Raw genomic sequence first — 16,284 nt, 5'->3', positions numbered from 1 at the left:
GTCCGCCACCACGAACAGCCCCCGTTCGGGCAGCACGCAGTACGCATCCTCGTTGTGCGTCCGGCGCCCGATGTGGGTCTGTCCCGCGCTCTCGAATCTCATCACCACCGCCTCCTGGCTGGGCTCCCGGACAGCAAACGGGAGGCCAACGGCCCGGTCACTTCATCCCCGGGACGCCCCCACGGGGTTCTCGCCCTTGAAGAACGTCCGGGTGCGACTTCCCTCCGCGCGCCCTCGCTCCCCTGTCCGCCGACCGACGTTGCGGTCGTCCCCGTCCCGTCCCGCCGTGACTTTTCAACGGGCGGGAGACCCTGAAGGCCCGGGCGGACTTCGTGGGAGGACGCAGGACGCGCGTCCACGTGGGGACCAGGGGTGGGAGTCATGGCGCCGGTAGGATACCGGGACTTGCAGCCAATGGGGATCGCGTGGGTCCCCCTAGCAACTCCCGCCGGGACCGGCGGACAATGCAGGAGCCGCCCGTGCTGCGGGCCATCACCCGAGGAGAACCATGACATCCATCCGCCGTGTGGGTTCTGGCATCTCGACGTCCCGGGCCTGGTCCATCTCCTCCGAGCTGGAGGTCACCGCCCCGGTGCAGCAGCAGCCCATGACGCCGGTGGAGCCGGTGCGGCGGGGCTTCTCCGACGCGAGCGACTTCCAGGCGGACGCCGACGGCGACCTGGCGGGCGCGCTGCTCGCGGACCTGGGGCTGACGCCGGACACGTCCTCGGAGACGCGAGGGCGCGCGGCGGGCCTGGAGGCCCCGGAGCCCCGGGCCGCGCTGCTGGAGAACGCGCAGCTGCGCACCTTCGCGGGCGAGAGCACCTTCGAGGAGGCCGCACCCGCCTACGCGCAGCGGCTGGGCACGCCGCAGACGTCCACGCCGCTCCTGCAGGCGCGCCACTTCCAGCAGGCGGAGCGCCGCGCGGAGGCCCCGCCCGCGGATCCGTCCATGGACCCGTCCGACATCCTGTCGCCGGACGCGGCCGCGTGGGAGCTGCAGAACCTGGACACCATGCCCAGCACCGTCTCCGCGCAGGAGGCGGAGGACCTGCTGTTCCTCCTGGAGTCCGGCGACCTGTCCAGCCTGAGCGACGAGGAGCTGCGCGCGCTGAGCGACGACATGGGCGCGGAGGACGCGGAGGCGGAGGCGTCCGGGACGCCGGACGACCCGGACGGGTTCCTGGCCACGCTGGAGGACGGCGGGCCAGAGCTGTCCCAGGAAGCGGCGCCGGGCCTCGCGTCAACGGGGAGTGACTTCCTCGCGGACGCGGACGACTTCACGATGGAGGCCGTGCAGGCCGAAGCCGCCTACGCCGCCGCGTACGCGGAGGCCCGCGCGACGGGCGGGGCGCCCGACGTGGAAGCCCCGGCCGCGCGGCGCGAGCCGCCCGCTTCCGAACCGGAGCCCAGCGTCGTGGTGGCCCCCGACGTGGAGGCCGCGCCCGCCGTCGCGACCGCGGACGACCTCCTGGACATCGACGACGTGCAGGACGCCGACCTCGTGGAGGTCGACGCGGCCCACACGCCGCCTCCGCCGCCGCTCGAGTCCTGAGCCCGGGTCCGGGCTCCGCGCTCCGGGCTCCAAGCTCCAAGCTCGGTGACGCTCAGGGCGCGGGCGTGTCCTTGAGCGCGGCGTCGAGCTGCTTCTGCGCCTCCATGACGTCCTTCTCCAGCTCGTTCGTGTAGCGGTCGCGCTCCGGGCTCCTCCACTCCGCTTCGGAGAACTGCTGGAGCGAGTACTCGCGCGTGGTGTGCACGGGCCCGCGCAGCGTGACCATCAGCTCGCGGTCCGGGTCGCCCATCTCCTTGAGCAGGAAGCCCTCCACGTCGCGCAGGGTCAGCGGGAACGTGGGCGCCTCGTCGCGGATGAGCTTGCCGAAGACGTTGAGCTTCACCTCCTGCGTGCCCTCCTGCAGCTCCTCGTTGAACGACACCGACGCGAACGGCACGCCGCCCTCGTCGTCCAGCCGGCCGGACACCACGTACCGCCCCGCCTTGCGGACCTGGACGGACAGGTACAGGTCCAGCGACCCCGCCTCCACCGCCTCGCGCACCTTGCGGGTGAACGTGGCCGGCGGCGCCGGCGTGTAGAGCACGTCGAAGAACGCCGTGTCCTCCAGCGACCCCGAGCGCACGCGCACGTCCACGCGCAGCGTGCCGGAGAACATGGGGAAGCCCTGCTTCGACGGCTGGAAGCGCCCGGTGATCATCCCGTCACCCGCCACCGTGTCGCCGCCCTGCCCCGCGTCCGTGAAGACCACCGGCACGCCCGGCACACCGCCGGCGCCCACCAGGTGGTCCGCCTCGTGCGCCAGCGCGGACACCACCTCGCACGGGCGCGGCGTGCGGCGCGAGTCCTCGCACGCCACGCTGAGGAGCACCGATTCGTCACCGACGACGAACACCTTGTCCTGCTTGAGCCGCAGCTGCACGTCGGAGGTGCCGTCCTCCGCGGCCTTCGGGCTCAAGGGCCGCGTGCGCTCCGGCTCCGCCAGCTCCATCTGATCCGGATGCTCGCGGCTGGGCCGCGACTCCGGCGGATAGCGCGTGGCCGCCACGTAGGATTCCAACGAGCGCTTCGCGCGCTCCAGCCGCTTCTGCCACAGCTCGCGGCGGGCCTCGCGCTCGCGGGCCTCCGGGCTGAGCAGCGACGGCGCGGCGGACTCGGACGCCATGGCCGCGCCGCGCTCCGCCGGTGCCCTCGCCACCTCGCGGGGGTCGGACACCGGGGCGGAGGCGGGCTCGGGTGCGCCCTCCGGCGCTTCGGCCCCTTCGCTTCCCTGCCACCAGAAGAACACCCCGCCCACGAGCACCAGGGGCACGAGCGCAAGCAACCACCGGCCGTGGCGCAGCCGGGAGGCGGAAGAGACGGGACCGTCGTCGCGTGTCATGAGCGGGCTTCGCCGGAGGGGGCGGGGGAAGCCGTCAGTCTAGTACGCGTACGTCGCGACGTCCTCGCGCACCTTGGAGACGATGCCGCCCCAGTTGCCGTTGGCGTAGTGGTTGTACGCCTCGCCGTCATCGCGCAGGGACACGGTGTGGAAGCTCCACTTCGCCCGGCCGTCGCTGCACGCCGCCGTGCCCGTGTTGAGCGTGCCGCCGCAGAACCAGTCGCCCGGGTTGCAGTAGGACCCGTTGCCCGAGCCGGACACACCGCCCGTGGAGTGGTAGGCCACCGCCTCGTCGTCCTGGCCCGGGAGGATGCCGGAGTACGCCGTGCCCTTGGCGCCAGCGAACATGTAGAACCACACGTTGCGCGTGGTGTTGTGGTTGAACATGGCACGCGCCGTCGTGGTGACCAGGTCGCTCACCAGCGGGTCGCTCACCGCCCAGTCGCCGTGGTCCGCCAGCTCGCTGCCGCCGCCCGCGCCGGACGCGATGTCCACCCACTTGATGTTCCAGCCCGTCTGCGTGGAACCGTCCGTGTTGCCGCACTCGCCGTTGGCGTTGGGCGTGGCGTTCTTCTTCTGCCGCGCGCTCCCGCCGTACAGCGACAGCGCGTAGCCGATCTGCAGGTCACCGGCGCTGTGCGCGGCGATGTAGCACCAGTTCGTGCCCGTGCAGAAGCAGTCCAGCGCGTTGCGGATCCGGTAGTTCTCCGTGCCGATGCGCTGCGTGCCGTTCCAGTTGACCGCCTTCTTGTTCACGCCCGCCGCGGTGGAGGAAGGCCCCCAGTAGCTGAAGTCGTTGTAGTTGCCCGCCTGCGTCGAGTTGCCGTTCTTGCCGTGGATCCACAGCGTGTAGTTCGTCGCGGCGGCCTCGGTACCCACCAACAGCGTCGCGGCGGTCACGGCCGCGCCAATCAGCATCTTCATCGGGGTGTGTCTCCTGGCCTCTCAGGGGGATGAGAGGGCTTCCGCACGGCCCCAGGCCGGGCGAGGGGACAACCACTCTAGGGTGTGTTTCAGATGAATGCGATAAGCCGAAAGTCCAGTCGTCAGTGTAAATCCTGACGCGGCGCGCCGGCTGTCGGCGTCACCCCAACGCGTCCAGACCGCCCTCTCGTACGAAGCGTTCCAGTCGCTCCAGTGCTTCCGGCAGGTTGACGCGTCCCAACCCCAACCGGAAGTGATTGCCGGGAAAGCCATACACGTCACCCGGCAACAGCAAGACACCCTCACGGGTAATCAGTGACTCAGTGAAACGGGCCACCGGAATGTTTCGCAACAGACGGGGGAAGGCCACGCTGCCGGCTCGCGGACGCACCCAGCGGAAGGTGTCCGCGTGGCGCGCGAAGAAGGCGTCCAGCAGCGCGAGGTTCGCGGTGAGCAGGCCGCGGCTGCGCTCCAGCACGCGGTCGCGGGCGCGCAGGGCGATGAGGGACAACAGCTCGCTGGGGGCGCTGTTGCACAGCGAGGTGTAGTCCTTGAAGGCGCGGCAGCGCGCCAGAAGCTCCATGTCCCGGGTCGCGAGCCAGCCCACGCGCAGCCCCGCCAGGCCGAACGCCTTGGACATCACGCCCAGGCTCACGCCCTTCGTGAAGCACGACGCGGCGGGCGGCAGCGTGTCGTTCACGTCGTACTCCAGCAGGCGGTACACCTCGTCGGAGAAGAGGTGGATGCCGCGCGCTTCGCACAGCGCGCACAGCTTCTGGAAGGTGGCGCGGTCCGGCAGCGAGCCCGTGGGGTTGTGCGGGAAGTTCACGACGACCATGCGCGTGTCGGGGCGCAGCGCCGCGGTGAGCGCGTCCAGGTCCAGCGCCCAGCCGTCCTCCTCGCGCAGCGGCAACAGCGTCACGTCCGCGCCGGTGGCGCGCCCCACCTCGTACAGCGACTGGTAGCCCGGCCAGGTGACGATGGCGTGCGTGCCGGGGCCCAGCAGGACGTTCATCGTGACGAACAGGGCCTCCTGCGCGCCCGCGAAGGTGAGGACGTCCTCGGAGGACAGGCCCGGGTACATCCCGGCGATGGCCTCGCGCAGCGCGGGCAGGCCGGGGGTCTCCGTGTAGCCGAGCGTCAGCTCATCCCAGCGCGAGCGGTCCTCCGGCGACGCGAGCGCCAGCAGGTCCGCCATGCGCCAGCCCTGCACGTCGGAGGCGCACAGCAGATAGGGCGCGGCGAACTCCCAGCGCGCGAAGTACCGCTCCAGGTCGAAGTCAGGAATGCGCATCACGTCCTCCATGCCGCCTGCCTGCCCACCGGGGGGTGGAGCGGGCCACCACACCTTGCCGGACAGGCGAGCGGACGGGCGCGCAGCCGGGAGCAGCCGATGGCGCATGCATAGCTTGAGTCACGTCCCGTTGAAGCGCTTTCCACTTCCCATAGGGAGCCCGCATGGCCTCGACGAAAATCCCCCTCACGCTCCTGGACCCGGATGGCGGATGGGTGAACGCCCCCGTCCACGTCTCGGAGCTGGATGGACTGCCCGTCCTCCTGCACTTCTGGACCATGGACTGCGCGGACTGCGCCGCGCAGTTCGAAGCCGTGAATCAGTGGATCGTCGACTACGGGCCCAAGGGCCTGAAGGTCATTGGCGTGGACGTCACCCACTCCGAGACGGAGCTGCGGGACACCAACAAGGTGGAGGGCTTCGCGCGCGAGCACGGCCTGCGCTACCCCATCGCCATGGATGACGGCTCCATGGCCAAGGCCTACGGCGTGGACAAGCACCCCGCCTTCCTCCTCTTCGGCACGGATGGACGGCTGAAGAACCGCATTGGCGGCAAGGACGCCCTGCGCCGCATGCGCGCGGAACTCAAGAAGCTGCCCGGCCAGGAGCCGCCCGCGCTCCACGGCGAGGTGTCCCGCGAGCAGGAAGACCAGGCCGCGGCCTCCAATCCCTAGCGCCCGGCCCCATACCCCTTCCCTGGAGAGTCGCACCATGGCTGACCGACGACACACCGAGCGAAAGGGCTTCTCCCTGGGCGCGCTTGCCGCCGGGGTGGGGGCCGCCGTGGGGTTGAGGCGCGCGCTGCGGCCGCGCTTCAGCTTCAAGGACAAGACGGTGATCATCACCGGCGGCTCCCGGGGCCTGGGGCTGGTGATGGCGCGCATGCTGCTGAAGGAGGGAGCGCGCGTGGCCATCTGCGGCCGGGACACCGAATCGCTCCAGCGCGCCCACGCGGACCTGGACCGCATCGGAGGCCACATCCTCTCCCTGCGCTGCGACGTGCGCGACCAGGTGCAGGTGGACGCGATGGTGGGCGCCGTCCACGAGCAGTGGGGCGCGGTGGACGTGCTCATCAACAACGCGGGCGTCATCATGGTGGGCCCGCTGGAGTCCATGACGCTGGAGGACTTCGAGGAGGCCGTGGACGTCCACCTCTGGGGCCCGCTGTACACGACGCTCGCGGTGGTGCCGGCCATGAAGGCGCGCGGCGAGGGCCGCATCGTCAACGTGTCCTCCATGGGCGGCAAGCTGAGCATCCCGCACCTGGTGCCGTACTCCGCGAGCAAGTTCGCGCTGGTGGGCCTGTCGGACGGGCTGCGCACGGAGCTGGCGCAGGACGGCATCCGCGTGACGACGGCGTGCCCGTCCCTCATCCGCACGGGCAGCCCGCGCAACGCGAACTTCAAGGGCGACCACGAGAAGGAGTACGCGTGGTTCCACGTGAGCAATTCGATGGTGGGCGTGTCGATGAGCGCCGAGCGCGTGGCGCGCAAGGTCATCGAGGCGTGCCGCCGGGGTGACGCGGAGGCGCTGGTGGGCATGCCCGCGAAGCTGGGAGCGGTGGGACGCGCCCTGGCGCCCAACCTCACCGCGGCCGTGCTGGACGCCATCAACCGGCTGCTGCCCCAGGACAGCACCCCGGAGCGCTACAAGGGCAGCGAGAGCGAGACGCCCCTCACCCGCTCCTGGCTCACGGAGATGAGCCGCCGCGCGGCGGAGCGCAACAACGAGAACGAGGTGTCCCTGCACTGAGCTGTCAGGGACACCCGGTGGACGGCGGGCTTCAGGCCTTGCCGTCCATCTCCGCCAGCTCCATGCGCCAGTGGCCGCGGTGCTCATATGCCTGCGCCAGCTGGTCGTTCAGCGCGCTGAGCATCTTCACGTTCCCGTCCTGCTCGTAGCTCTTGAGGGCCTCCGCGCAGGCGGGCACGCGGGACAGGAACGTCCTCAGCGCGTCCAGGCTCAATTCCTTCACATACATCCCGTAGCCCAGCTTCTCCAGGTAGAGGGCGTTGAGCACCTGCTCGAACTGGCCTCCCACGGGGATGCTGAGCAGCGGCTTGTGCAGGTAGACGGCCTCGCTCATCAGCGTGAAGCCGCCACCCGCCACCACCGCGCGCGCGGTGCGCAGGTCGTCGATGAAGCCCGCCTCGCTGAAGGGCCGGTAGGTGAGGTTGCCGTCCACCACGTCCTCCTTCAGGTCGCGGCGCAGGCCATACACGCGGCACGGCACGCCGGACTGCTTGAGGATTTCAGGCAGGTGCGTGTTCGTCGTCGCCGTCTGGTACACGAGCAGGTGCTCACCGGCCTCCGGCTTCGCCGAGATGATTTCCGGCCGGAGGATGGACGGCGCCAGCGTGGTGCGGCGCTTGCGCACGGGCGGGTAGAAGAACGTCGTGGTGAGGTAGTGGAAGGCCCCGGGCAGCTTCGCCTTCACGATGGCGCGCGAGGCCTCGAAGCTCTCCTCGTGGCCCGCGAGCAGCGCCGGGTCATGCTGACAGCGGTTGATGATCTGCATGTTGTCCACGCTGATGACGGGCAACCGGTGGTTCTTCGCGAACAGGTAGCTGAACGTCTCGAAGTCGCTCACCACCACGTCCGGCTTGAAGCCCTCCACCAGGTCGAAGTACTGGCGCACGTTCTGCGGCCAGCCCTTCACGGCGCCCTGCAGGTTCTGCAGCACCGTCTGCCACTTCTTCACCGAGTTGCCTTCGTAGGCGATGGTGAGCCCCCAGATGCCGTGCACGTTCTGGAAGCGCTGGGCCAGGTAGTGCTGCGCCCGGCCCGACACCACGATGTGGACCTCGTGTTCCTTCGTCAGCGCCTCCAGCAACACGCGCGAGCGCGTGGCGTGGCCCATCCCTTCGCCGACGACCCCATACAGGATTCGCATGGTCCGGAAGCATACGCCCGGGACACCCTCCCCTGTCCCTTCCGGCCCGGGACGGTGCTACGCCTCCCGGTCCATGACCTCCCTGCCCTCCCCCCGGGGTGCCTCCGTCCTGCGCGCCGCGGCGTTCGGGGGCATCGCGGGCCTCATGCTGGGCGGCCTGGGGCTGCTCGGGCTGGGCGTGAGGGCCGTCTTCGTCCCCGCGGACTGCACCCACCTGTCCCCGCAGGAATGCCAGCTCCTCCATGAGACGGACCGCGACCTGGGCCGCGTGCAGACGCTCTCCGGCGGGGCGCTCGTCGCCCTGGGCGCCGCCCTCTTCGCCCTCACCCGCCCGCGCCCTCCCACGGCCCCCGATGACTCCAGCGGTTGAGAGCCCAAGGATTTCGCCGCGGCGCGCAAGCAGCCGGGCGCATTGTCCCTGTAGGCCATTTTCGCGCGCGGGGTAGGTCAACTAATTACTACTGGCCCGGCCATTAGGTTTGAGGGTAGGAGACGGCCCATGCAGCTCGAATCGTTGAAGATGTTCTGTGACGTGGTCGAGACGGGCTCGTTTTCGCGCGCGGCGCAGCTCAATCACGTGACCCAGTCCGCGGTGAGCCAGCAGATCCGCGCGCTGGAGAACCGCTATGAGCAGAAGCTGCTCTCGCGCAGCGCGCGGCAGGTGACGCCCACGCCGGCGGGCGAGCGCCTGTTCCGGGGCTGCAAGGAGATATTGGCGCGCTTCGCGGAGGTGGAGCAGGAGATCCGCGAGCAGGCCACGGAGGTCCAGGGCGCGACCACCGTGTCCACCATCTACTCGGTGGGTCTGCACGAGCTGAACGTGGTGCAGAAGCAGCTCTTGAAGACGCACCCCAAGGTCAACATGCGCCTGAACTACCGGCGCAATGATCAGGTCTACGACGACGTCATCCTGGGCGCGGCGGAGATTGGCATCGTGGCCTATCCGCAGCCGCGCGCGGGCGTGGACATCCTGCCGTTCCGCGACGACAAGCTGGCGGTGGTCTGCGCGCCCAACCACGCGTTCGCCAGCAAGACGAAGGTGAGCATCACCGCGCTGTCGGGCGTGCCCTTCATCGCCTTCGACCGGGAAGCCCCCACGCGCAAGGCCCTGGACCGCCTGTTCCGCGAGAAGAACATCGACATCAATCCCGTGATGGAGATGGACAACGTGGAGACCATCAAGCGCGCGGTGGAGATGGGCCTGGGCGTGGCCATCCTCCCGCTCGCCACGGCCCACGCGGAGATCAAGAACAGCTCGCTGGTGGCGAAGCCCTTCGCGGAGGGGCCGGTGTCGCGCCCCATCGGCCTGCTCATCCGCAAGGGCAAGTACCTGGACCGCGCGTCCGCCGCGGTGCTGGAGGCCTTCAAGCAGGCCGCCCTGATTCCGCAGGAGGACTGACGTCTCAGTAGAGCTTGCGCAGCCGGGCCGCGAAGAAGCCGTCGTAGCCCTCCGGCCCGGGGAGCGTGCGCAGCCAGGCCTGGGCGAGCGGCAGCTTGAGGCCGGGCAGCACGGGCGGCTCGGCCGTCCACTCCGGGTGGCTGCGCAGGAACATGTCCACCTGGTCCTGCCCCTCCTGCGGCTCCGGCGTGCAGACGGCATAGACGAGCAGGCCGCCGGGCGGCACCGCCTCCTGGCAGTTCTCCAGGATGTGCCGCTGGAGCGTGGCCAGCCGGGCCACGTCCTCCTCCTTGCGGCGGTATCTCAGCTCCGGGTGCCGGCGCAGCGTGCCCAGGCCGGTGCACGGCGCGTCCACCACCACCGCGTGGAACTCGCCCCAGCTCTCGGGGAACGGCTCGGACGCGTCGTGCGCGTAGGCCTTCAGGCGGCCGGACAGCCCCAGCCGCTGGGCCTCCGCGTCGATCTTCCGCAGCTTGTTGGCGTGCAGGTCCACCGCGACGACGTCGTGCGTCTCCGCCTGGTGACAGGCCTTGCCGCCCGGCGCCGCGCACGCGTCCAGCACGCGCGCGGTCTCCGGGATGGCGCCGTAGACGCCCACGAGCTGCGCGGCCTCGTCCTGCACCTGCCACAGCCCTTCGGCGTAGCCGTACAGGTCCTCCACGCGGCCCACGGAGGGCAGGATGATGCCCACGGGTGACGCGTCCGTGGCGCGCGCGTCCACGCCCACGTCCTTGAACTGGGCGAGCAGCGCGTCGCGCGTCACCTTCGCGCTGTTGGCGCGCACGACGACGGCGGGCGGAAGGTTGTTGGCGACGAGCATCGCCTCCGCGCGCTCGCGGCCGAACTGGCGGATCCACCGCTCCACCAGCCAGCGCGGGTGGCTCTCACGCACGGACAGGTACTCCACCGGGTCCGTCTGGGCAGGGAGCGGCGGCGAGGGCAGCTCCGACAGCTTGCGCAGGATGGCGTTGGTGAAGCCCGCCGCGCGCCCGAGGCCCACGTCCTTGAGCGCCTGGACCGTTTCGGCCACGGCGGCGCGCGCGGGCACGCGGGTGTGGAAGAGCTGGTAGGCGCCCACGCGCAGGGCGGCCAGGACCTTGTCCTCCAGCGCGTCCAGCTTGCGGTCCGCGAAGCGGGTGATGGCGTAGTCCAGCGCGAGCTGCCGGCGGGTGGTGCCGTACGTCAGCTCGGTGACGAGCGCCGCGTCGCGAGGGTCCTTCGGAGGCGACTCCGACAGCACCGTGTCCAGCACCACGTTGAGGTAGGCATCCGTGGCGCGCACGCGCGACAGGATGTTGATGGCGAGGATACGGGCGTTCATCCTTCTTCCAGCCGGGTCATCAGGTCCACCAGTTGCGTGTCCGTCAGCCGCGTCGCGGGCAGATGGGACAGGGTGAGGCTCTGGAGGCTGTCCTCCAGGAGCTCGCGGTGGCCGCTCTCCGCGGGCTCACCACGCTGGACCTGCTGATACTTCGCGCGAGCCCAGGTGGCCAGCTCCGCTTCACTGAGCCGTCCGGCCAGCCGGTCCGCGATCTTCTGGCGCACGAGCGCCCGCGTGAGCAGGTCCGACGCGGGCGTGGCCCCGGCCTTCGCCGCGCGGCCCAGCGTCTTGCCCGCCTTGCCCTCCGCCTTCACGACGGTGGGCGTGGACTTGCGGCCCAGCGTCTTCAGCGGCCCCCCGGCCTCCGCCGTGCGCCGGAGCGAGCGCGCGGGAGCGGCCAGCGGCGTGGGCTCCGGCGCGTCGTCCTTCTTGAGCGGGTGCACGCGGCCCACCAGCTTGGGCTTCGGGCGGGGGCCGTCATCCTCCGGCTCCGCGCCCTTCTTGCGGCGGCCCAGCGTCTTCACCGGCCCGGGGATGGCGGGGTGGAAGATGCCGCTCGCGAAGGTCTCCAGGGCCTGGATGTACGGGTCGAAGCCGTGCAGCCCCAGCACCTGCATGGCGCACGCCTCCGCCACCACGGACTCGCGCGCGGGCGGCTTGAGCAGCACCTCGATGGCGGGCAGCCCCACCGCCTCCAGCGCCTCCTTCAGCGCGTAGGACGTGAAGTACCCCGCCGGGTTGATGAGGATGCCCTCCACGCTCTTGCGCTCGGCGTGGATCGTGTCGATGAGGACGCCCTCGTGGTTGGACTGGACGATGGTCAGCTCCAGCCCCAGGTCCTTCGCCTTCGCGCGCAGGGCCGCGTCGAGGTCCGCCAGGCGGCCCCCCGCGAGGTCCTCGCGCTCGCCCAGGAGGTTGAGGTTCGGCCCGTGCAACACCAGCAGCTTCATGCCCATCCGTGAGACTCCATCGCGCAAGGATTCCACATGGCGCTCGGGGGCGCGCTTTACGACGTGAACGGCTGACTGCCCGGCTGCAATCTGTTTCCGGAGAGGAAGTCCGCCGCGCGCATCACCCGCTTGCCCTCTGGCTGGACCTCCAGGAGGACGACCGAGCCCTCGCCGCAAGCGACCTCGATGCCCTCCGGTCCCGCGGACAACACCGTTCCGGGCTCACCCTTGCCCGCCGCCGGCTGCATCCGGTGCACCTTGAAGACCTTACCGCCCAGGAGCGTGTACGCGCCGGGCCACGGCGTGAAGGCACGCAGGCGCCGGTCCAACTCCACTGCGGGCTTCGTGAAGTCCAGCTTCCCGTTCTCCTTGTCGATGATGGGCGCCAGCACCATGCCCTCGGACGGCTGGGGCTGGGGCGTCAGCTCCCCGCGCAGGTAGCGCGGCAGGGATTCGCGCAGGACGTCGCCGCCCAGCGCGGACAGCTTCGCGTGCAGCGTGGCGCTCGTCTCGTCCGGGGCGATGGGCAGCCGCTTCATCGCCAGCACGGGGCCGGTGTCCAGGCCCTCATCCATCACCATCAGCGACACGCCCGTCTCGCTGTCGCCGTGCGCGATGGCCCACTGGATGGGCGCGGCGCCCCGGAAGCGCGGCAGCAGCGAGGCGTGCACGTTCACGCAGCCCTTCGCGGGCAGCGCCAGCAGGTCCTTGGGCAGGATCTTCCCGTACGCCGTCACCACGCAGACGTCGGGGGCGTACTGGCGCAGCTCCTCGGAGAAGGGCGGCGTGCGCAGCTTCTGCGGCTGGAGCACGGGGATGCCCTTCTCCAGCGCGCGCTCCTTCACGGGCGGCGCGGTGACGGCGTTGCCCCGGCCCTTGGGCTTGTCCGGCTGGGTGACGACGGCCACGACGTCGCCCACGTCGAAGCAGGCCTCCAGCGAGGCCACGGCGAACTCGGGCGTGCCCATGAAGACGATGCGGGGTCGGCTGTTCATGTGAGGGAAGTCTCTTGGGGCAAAGGGATGGGGTCAGGCCACGGACTTGAACGTGGCGGGCGGCGCGGACGGGTCCACCGCCTGGCGCTTGCGCGTGCGCAGCGCTTCCAGCGTGGCCAGGGCCTCGCGGGACTCAGGCGTGGTGGCCACGTCCTTGAGAAGCTCCAGGGCCTTCTCCAGCGCGAGCGCCTCGTCCGCCTCGCGCTGGCGGATGCGGTCCACCGCTTCGCTGAAGCGCGCGAAGAAGGCACGCAGCTCGTCCTTGCGCCGCAGGGGGCGCAGGCGCGGGTAGCGGCCCGCCGCGAGCGCCGCGACGTAGAGGCTCATCACGTGGACGGGGCCCGCCACACGATGCGTGAAAAGGAGCCCGAACAACCCGAGCGCGATGCCCAGCCCCACGGTGGCGACGCCGGTGAGCCACCAGAGCGTCTCCTCGCCTGACAGGCCGCCTTCGGCAGCCATGTGGTGCACCTGATGGGCGAGCACGCCGAACAGCAGCATGCTCCCGGCTCCCATCCCCGTGAGCAGCAGGATGTATTTGAGCTGGAACTCCCGGTCGAGCAGGTACGTCCGGCGCACGATGGTCGGACGCGACGCGTTACGACTGTCTTCAGCAGGGGCCATGTCGTTGACCAGCGTACCCCAGGAGGTGGGGGAGGTTTGCGTCCTTCGTCAGGACAGGTCTACACCCGACGAAAGCCTGTCGTTCGGACGCAAAGGAGCCCCATGTTCCGCTCATTCGTCGCCCTGTCCCTGGCGGTGTCCTGCCTTGCCCTTGGAGGTTGCAAGAAGGAGGACCCCAAGACGCCGGAGTACTGGCAGTCCAGCCTGGAGGGGGCGAAGCGGCCCGACGACCGGGTGCGAGTGATTGAGCAGATGCGCACGTCGGGCAACGTCAACGAGCAGTTCCTGCCCTTCCTGCACGCGCGGCTGTCCTCGGAGCGCCGGCCGGAGGTGAAGGCGGCGGTGGCCCGGGCGCTGGGCGACCTGCACCACCCGACGTCGCTGGAGCCGCTGACGGCGGCGCTGGACCCCGGGGCGTCGGACACGTCCGCGCAGCAGGTGAACAAGGCGGTGGTGGGCGCGCTGGGGCGCATTGGGGACGAGCGCGCGGTGCCGTCGCTGGTGCCCCTCTTGCGCAGCAAGGACAACTACACGCGCATCGAGGCCATCCAGGTGCTGGGCGCGATGAAGGCGAAGCCGGCGGTGGAGCCGCTCATCCAGCTGGCCACGGACGAGGCCACGGAGCCGTTCCTCAACAAGAAGGCCATCGAGGCGCTGGGGCAGATTGGAGACCCGCGCGCGGTGCCGGCGCTGATGCGCACGCTGACGAAGGAGCGCCGGGGCGTGTCGTTCTACGTGGAGAGCAGCTTCGCGCTGTTCCAGCTGGGCGCGCCCGCGGCGGACGCGCTGTTGCCGGTGCTGGAGGGCAAGGACGCGGAGCTGCTCACGTGGGCGAAGGCGCAGGGCGTGAACCCGGCCAGCTACCCGATGAAGGCCGCGCAGGTGCTGGGCGACCTGCGGGAGAAGCGCGCGGTGCCGTCGCTCTTGAAGCAGCTGTCGTTCACGCACTCGGATCCGCAGATTCAAGCGCTGGTGCGGATGCAGGCGGCGGATGCGCTCGGGCGGATGCGCGCGCCGGAGGCGGTGAAGCCGCTGGCGGGGCTCGTGGGTGAGCCGGATCCGACGGTGCGGGATGCGTACGTGCGGGCGCTGACGCTGCTGGGCAGCCGGGACGCGCTCCCCGCGCTGGAGAAGGCGGCGGGCACCGGGGACTGGTACGCGCGGGAGATCGCGGTGAAGGGCATCGCGCTGATTGGAGATGCGCGGGAGCAGCCGGTGCTCGCGAAGCTGGCGGCGGCGGAGCCGGCGCGCACGGCGGCGGACTGCAAGGAGACGGGCGAGGACGGCTGCAACGACCCGGCGGCGCTGGGCAAGAAGCGCGCGGACCAGGTGCAGGGGTATGGGGCGGTGCTGGAGGCGGCGCAGGCGTGCAACGGCGAGGCGGGCTGCTGGTCGCAGCGGCTGCCCAAGGCGAACGCGGTGCTGTTGCAGCGCGCGGCGCTGGAGCTGGGGCGGCTGGGGGCCGCGGACCAGGGCCCGACGCTGGCCACCCGGCTCGCGGAGCGCGACACCGAGGCGCGCGCCACAATCATCCAGGCGGTGGACTGGCTGGCGGACGCCCCCGGCGCGGCGAAGAAGCTGCGCGAGGCGTCCCTGCCCGCGCTGAAGAAGCAGCTGGAGGACGAGAAGGGCAACTCCAACTTCGTGCGCGTGAACGAGGACCTGCGCCGGCTGATGGTCAAGCTGGAGCGGGCGTAACGCGTTTCTGGCGGCGTGAAGCACGGAGGGCACCGCGCAGGTGCCCCTCCGCGTAGGCCGCGCGTCACGCGGGAACCGGCGTGGCGCCATCCTCCGAGGCGCGCAGCGCGGGCGGCATGCGCTCCAACGCGTGGTGGAGCACGCCCAGCTGGCGCACCAGCCGCGTCACCTGCGTTCGAGCCAGCGCGTCCGCACCGTCCAGCCCGGGCGCCTCGCGCTTGAGCGCTGACGGCACACGGTGCGCCACCAGCGCCGCGGACAATTCCTCCAGCGCGTCCGACGCGTAGCGCACCACCGGCTCCAGGTCCGGCCCCGAGTGCCAGGCGCGGCTCGCCGCCAGCGCCGTCACCGCCGCGGTGAAGCGCCTGGCGTAGGTGATCAACGCCATCCCCGGCTCCAGCTCCTTCGCCGGCCCCTTCCACTCGCTCAGCATCCGCTGGAACGACGCCTCCGCGGACAACAACGCCACGCCCACCTTGCGCCGGGCCTCCCGCAGCGCGGCCTCCGTGGGCACCGGCGTCCGCGCCACCGCGCGCAGGTAGTCCTGGTCCGCCTTCAGCACGCGGGCCACCTCCTCGGCGAAGCGCGCGTGCTCGGGGCTTGGCCAGAGCAGCCGGATGCCCACCAGCGCCAGCACGCCGCCCATCAGCGTGTTGAGGATGCGCACCCCCGCGAGCCGCCAGTCCCCGGTCTGGAGTTCCGCGAGCAGCACCAGCGCCGGCGCCAGCAGCACCTGGTAGACCGTGAAGTTCAGCGGCCGCACGCTCACCGACACGCAGACCAGCACCACGATGGCCGCGAGCATCATCCACTTCGCGGGCAGCACGTGCACCAGCCCCATGGCCAGCACGCTGCCCACGAACGTGCCCGCCACGCGCTGCAGCCCCTTCTCCGTCGTGAGCCCCGCGTACGGCTGCAACACGACAATCACCGTGATGGTCACCCAGTACCAGTGGTTGAGCCCCAGCCCCTCCGCCAGCGCCGTCGCCACCGTCGCGGTGAGCCCCAGCCGCAGCGCGTGCCGGAAGACCACGGACTCCGGCGTCAGGTGGTCGCGCAGCACCTTCCACCATGCGCGCCCGCGCCCCGGCTCCACCCCCAGCGGCTTCGTGTCCCGCTCCGGCAGGGGCTCGCCACTCTCCAGCCGGGACGCCACGTCCAGCGCCACCGCGCTGTACTCGCGCAGCCGTCCCAGCAGCCCCGCGACGTGCGCGTACTGCGAGCGCGCCGGCTCCGGGAGCCCGCCGTCCGCCTGGAGCACCCGCCCCACCCGCTCCGCGTCCCACGACGTC

General features: G+C 71.0%; 15 protein-coding genes. 6 read left to right on the top strand and 9 right to left on the bottom strand.

Annotated elements, in window-relative coordinates:
• The first annotated feature begins 508 nt into the window (after nt 1-508).
• Complete coding sequence (locus tag D7W79_RS24770; RefSeq protein ID WP_120527865.1) at nt 509-1,555, top strand: hypothetical protein; 1,047 nt, start codon at nt 509-511, stop codon at nt 1,553-1,555.
• 52 nt (nt 1,556-1,607) lie between these two features.
• On the opposite strand, the gene D7W79_RS24765 is transcribed toward D7W79_RS24770, so the two are convergent.
• From D7W79_RS24765 to D7W79_RS24755, 3 genes are all read right to left on the bottom strand, one after another.
• Nucleotides 1,608-2,894 (bottom strand): hypothetical protein, encoded by a 1,287-nt coding sequence (locus D7W79_RS24765; RefSeq protein ID WP_120527864.1) that lies wholly within the window; start codon nt 2,892-2,894, stop codon nt 1,608-1,610.
• 39 nt (nt 2,895-2,933) lie between these two features.
• Nucleotides 2,934-3,818: a hypothetical protein gene (locus D7W79_RS24760; protein WP_120527863.1), complete on the bottom strand. Its 885-nt coding sequence runs from the start codon at nt 3,816-3,818 to the stop codon at nt 2,934-2,936.
• A gap of 160 nt (nt 3,819-3,978) precedes the next feature.
• The gene (locus D7W79_RS24755; protein ID WP_120527867.1) at nt 3,979-5,112 is read right to left on the bottom strand and encodes an aminotransferase class I/II-fold pyridoxal phosphate-dependent enzyme; all 1,134 of its coding nucleotides are present in this window, start codon (nt 5,110-5,112) and stop codon (nt 3,979-3,981) included.
• A gap of 164 nt (nt 5,113-5,276) precedes the next feature.
• On the opposite strand from D7W79_RS24755, the gene D7W79_RS24750 reads away from it, so the two are divergent.
• Together D7W79_RS24750 and D7W79_RS24745 are read left to right on the top strand one after the other, a co-directional pair.
• Complete coding sequence (locus tag D7W79_RS24750) at nt 5,277-5,786, top strand: peroxiredoxin family protein (RefSeq protein WP_120527862.1); 510 nt, start codon at nt 5,277-5,279, stop codon at nt 5,784-5,786.
• Between the two features lie 37 nt (nt 5,787-5,823).
• On the top strand, nt 5,824-6,864 hold the full coding sequence (locus D7W79_RS24745; RefSeq protein WP_120527861.1) for an SDR family NAD(P)-dependent oxidoreductase: 1,041 nt from the start codon (nt 5,824-5,826) through the stop codon (nt 6,862-6,864).
• Nucleotides 6,865-6,895: 31 nt separating this feature from the next.
• Here D7W79_RS24745 and D7W79_RS24740 read toward each other — a convergent pair whose 3' ends face one another.
• The gene (locus D7W79_RS24740) at nt 6,896-8,005 is read right to left on the bottom strand and encodes an MJ1255/VC2487 family glycosyltransferase (protein ID WP_120527860.1); all 1,110 of its coding nucleotides are present in this window, start codon (nt 8,003-8,005) and stop codon (nt 6,896-6,898) included.
• A 73-nt stretch (nt 8,006-8,078) separates the two neighbouring features.
• Between D7W79_RS24740 and D7W79_RS24735 the strand changes: the two genes are divergently transcribed.
• Nucleotides 8,079-8,375 (top strand): hypothetical protein, encoded by a 297-nt coding sequence (locus D7W79_RS24735; RefSeq protein ID WP_120527859.1) that lies wholly within the window; start codon nt 8,079-8,081, stop codon nt 8,373-8,375.
• Between the two features lie 129 nt (nt 8,376-8,504).
• Nucleotides 8,505-9,404: a LysR family transcriptional regulator gene (locus tag D7W79_RS24730; protein WP_120527858.1), complete on the top strand. Its 900-nt coding sequence runs from the start codon at nt 8,505-8,507 to the stop codon at nt 9,402-9,404.
• Nucleotides 9,405-9,408: 4 nt separating this feature from the next.
• Here D7W79_RS24730 and rsmB read toward each other — a convergent pair whose 3' ends face one another.
• Genes rsmB through D7W79_RS24710 form a run of 4 tightly spaced genes read right to left on the bottom strand, consistent with a single transcriptional unit; the run spans nt 9,409 to nt 13,294 of the window.
• Entirely contained in the window at nt 9,409-10,725 is a 1,317-nt protein-coding gene (gene rsmB / locus D7W79_RS24725) for a 16S rRNA (cytosine(967)-C(5))-methyltransferase RsmB (RefSeq protein WP_120527857.1), read from the bottom strand.
• Complete coding sequence (locus D7W79_RS24720) at nt 10,722-11,681, bottom strand: type II 3-dehydroquinate dehydratase (RefSeq protein WP_208729830.1); 960 nt, start codon at nt 11,679-11,681, stop codon at nt 10,722-10,724. The genes rsmB and D7W79_RS24720 overlap by 4 nt, the downstream gene beginning before the upstream one ends.
• Nucleotides 11,682-11,731: 50 nt before the next feature.
• Complete coding sequence (gene fmt, locus D7W79_RS24715) at nt 11,732-12,670, bottom strand: methionyl-tRNA formyltransferase (protein WP_120527856.1); 939 nt, start codon at nt 12,668-12,670, stop codon at nt 11,732-11,734.
• 33 nt (nt 12,671-12,703) lie between these two features.
• Nucleotides 12,704-13,294, bottom strand: coding sequence for a signal protein (locus D7W79_RS24710; protein ID WP_120527855.1), 591 nt, complete (start codon nt 13,292-13,294; stop codon nt 12,704-12,706).
• A 102-nt stretch (nt 13,295-13,396) separates the two neighbouring features.
• On the opposite strand from D7W79_RS24710, the gene D7W79_RS24705 reads away from it, so the two are divergent.
• Complete coding sequence (locus D7W79_RS24705) at nt 13,397-14,992, top strand: HEAT repeat domain-containing protein (protein ID WP_120527854.1); 1,596 nt, start codon at nt 13,397-13,399, stop codon at nt 14,990-14,992.
• 64 nt (nt 14,993-15,056) lie between these two features.
• Here D7W79_RS24705 and D7W79_RS24700 read toward each other — a convergent pair.
• Nucleotides 15,057-16,284 (bottom strand): FUSC family protein (locus D7W79_RS24700; protein ID WP_208729829.1); only part of this gene is annotated, 1,228 nt, incomplete at its 5' end.

It is taken from the genome of Corallococcus exercitus, assembly GCF_003611585.1.
Taxonomy (GTDB): domain Bacteria; phylum Myxococcota; class Myxococcia; order Myxococcales; family Myxococcaceae; genus Corallococcus; species Corallococcus exercitus.
This window is presented reverse-complemented; position numbering and strand designations above follow the sequence as displayed.

What these genes read in the sequence shown, in the direction of transcription:
- D7W79_RS24770 (WP_120527865.1), top strand. Translation starts at nt 509, where the DNA reads ATGACATCCATCCGCCGTGTGGGTTCTGGCATCTCGACGTCCCGGGCC.
- D7W79_RS24765 (WP_120527864.1), bottom strand. Translation starts at nt 2,894, where the DNA reads ATGACACGCGACGACGGTCCCGTCTCTTCCGCCTCCCGGCTGCGCCAC.
- D7W79_RS24760 (WP_120527863.1), bottom strand. Translation starts at nt 3,818, where the DNA reads ATGAAGATGCTGATTGGCGCGGCCGTGACCGCCGCGACGCTGTTGGTG.
- D7W79_RS24755 (WP_120527867.1), bottom strand. Translation starts at nt 5,112, where the DNA reads ATGCGCATTCCTGACTTCGACCTGGAGCGGTACTTCGCGCGCTGGGAG.
- D7W79_RS24750 (WP_120527862.1), top strand. Translation starts at nt 5,277, where the DNA reads ATGGCCTCGACGAAAATCCCCCTCACGCTCCTGGACCCGGATGGCGGA.
- D7W79_RS24745 (WP_120527861.1), top strand. Translation starts at nt 5,824, where the DNA reads ATGGCTGACCGACGACACACCGAGCGAAAGGGCTTCTCCCTGGGCGCG.
- D7W79_RS24740 (WP_120527860.1), bottom strand. Translation starts at nt 8,005, where the DNA reads ATGCGAATCCTGTATGGGGTCGTCGGCGAAGGGATGGGCCACGCCACG.
- D7W79_RS24735 (WP_120527859.1), top strand. Translation starts at nt 8,079, where the DNA reads ATGACCTCCCTGCCCTCCCCCCGGGGTGCCTCCGTCCTGCGCGCCGCG.
- D7W79_RS24730 (WP_120527858.1), top strand. Translation starts at nt 8,505, where the DNA reads ATGCAGCTCGAATCGTTGAAGATGTTCTGTGACGTGGTCGAGACGGGC.
- rsmB (WP_120527857.1), bottom strand. Translation starts at nt 10,725, where the DNA reads ATGAACGCCCGTATCCTCGCCATCAACATCCTGTCGCGCGTGCGCGCC.
- D7W79_RS24720 (WP_208729830.1), bottom strand. Translation starts at nt 11,681, where the DNA reads ATGGGCATGAAGCTGCTGGTGTTGCACGGGCCGAACCTCAACCTCCTG.
- fmt (WP_120527856.1), bottom strand. Translation starts at nt 12,670, where the DNA reads ATGAACAGCCGACCCCGCATCGTCTTCATGGGCACGCCCGAGTTCGCC.
- D7W79_RS24710 (WP_120527855.1), bottom strand. Translation starts at nt 13,294, where the DNA reads ATGGCCCCTGCTGAAGACAGTCGTAACGCGTCGCGTCCGACCATCGTG.
- D7W79_RS24705 (WP_120527854.1), top strand. Translation starts at nt 13,397, where the DNA reads ATGTTCCGCTCATTCGTCGCCCTGTCCCTGGCGGTGTCCTGCCTTGCC.